Annotated in this window: 1 protein-coding gene; it reads left to right on the plus strand. The window is 35.7% G+C overall.

Features of this window, described 5'->3' with window-relative positions; translation table 11 throughout:
* The first annotated feature begins 100 nt into the window (after positions 1 to 100).
* A complete protein-coding gene (locus tag BJ095_RS18820; protein WP_107937934.1) occupies positions 101 to 1,267 on the plus strand; it encodes an IS256 family transposase in 1,167 nt (388 codons plus the stop codon).
* Positions 1,268 to 1,483: the final 216 nt, after the last annotated feature.

The raw sequence follows: 1,483 nt of genomic DNA on the forward strand, positions 1-1,483 counted from the left end.
GATAAAGTCCATATAATTGTGTAAAAAGAAAAAGAGTCATTTTATTCTCTCTTGGATACAATGTTTTCAGCGACGATAAACATGAAAAGAGGGAATAATAATGACTCAATTACAGTTTAACTTAGATATGGACTTTTTAAAAGATTCTGTTCTAAATTCTGATTTAAATACTGTTGTAAAATCTGCTTTAGTACTAGTTCTAAATGAATTCATGGAAAAAGAAAGAGACGAATATTTAAATGCAGCGGCTTATGAACGTTCGAGCGATCGAATTGATTATCGAAATGGCTACTACGAGCGTGAAATTGTTATGAGTGTTGGAAAATTAACTTTAAAAGTTCCTAGAACTCGAAATGGCGAATTTTCTACCAGTGTGTTTGAAAAGTACGCTAGACATGATCAAGCATTGATTCTATCGATGATAGAAATGGTTGTAAATGGTGTCTCTACAAGAAAGGTAACTCAAATTGTGGAGCAGCTTTGTGGTGAAACTGTATCGAAATCACTGGTGTCTTCACTGACACAAAAACTAGATCCCATTATTAACACTTGGGCGAACAGACCTTTAAACACTACTTACTATCCTTATATTTTTCTGGATGCAATGTATATTAAAGTGCGTGAACATCACCAAGTTGTATCAAAAGCTGTCTATATTGCAACGGCTATTACCGAAGAGAATAAACGTGAGATTCTTGGTTTAAGCGTGGACCATGTAGAGAGTTATGAAAGTTGGAGTCGCTTTCTACAACACTTAAAATCGCGAGGAATTCAATCCCCAAAGTTAGTTATATCTGATGCTCACCAAGGTTTACGAAAGGCCATCCAACGGGAATTCATCGGAACTACATGGCAAAGATGTAACGTACACTTTAAACGTAATATTATTGAAAAGCTGCCGAAAAAGGATTCAGGAGATTTCCGTCTCATGATTAGACGCATCTTTGATGCAGTTACCCTTGAGGATATGCGCAAATTTAAAGATGAGTTAATGAATCAGTATGCAGAAGATCGCAGATATGAAAAAGCACTTACAGTACTAGATGAAGGTTTCGAAGATACCATTCAATATATGAATTTTCCCAAAGGAATACGTGTTAATATTCGAAGTACGAATTCTCTGGAACGATTAAATCAAGAAGTACGTAGAAGGGAGACCGTAATCCGTATCTTCCCTAATACCCAATCTGCCTTCAGATTAGTTGGTGCTGTGTTAATGCATTATCAAGAAAACGATTATTCAAAAAGAAAAGGACTTTCTAGATAGTACCTTGTTTTACATCTTCAACTCCCATTAATGGAGTATTCCACATTCAGTAAAGGCAGTCAAAGTGAAAAGAGCCTTTGACAGCCTTTACTGAATATGGAGTTAATAAGCCATGGGAGTTAAGGATGAAAAATGTAGTGGGGGTTGGTTTACATGCCCACAAAATATAGTTGAAAACATCTGTATTGAATTTACACAATAACTAGGACTTGACTC

Source organism: Ureibacillus chungkukjangi, from assembly GCF_003217295.1.
Taxonomy (GTDB): Bacteria; Bacillota; Bacilli; order Bacillales_A; family Planococcaceae; genus Ureibacillus; species Ureibacillus chungkukjangi.

Coding starts and splice junctions, on each gene's coding strand:
- BJ095_RS18820 (WP_107937934.1), top strand. CDS start 101: ATGACTCAATTACAGTTTAACTTAGATATGGACTTTTTAAAAGATTCT.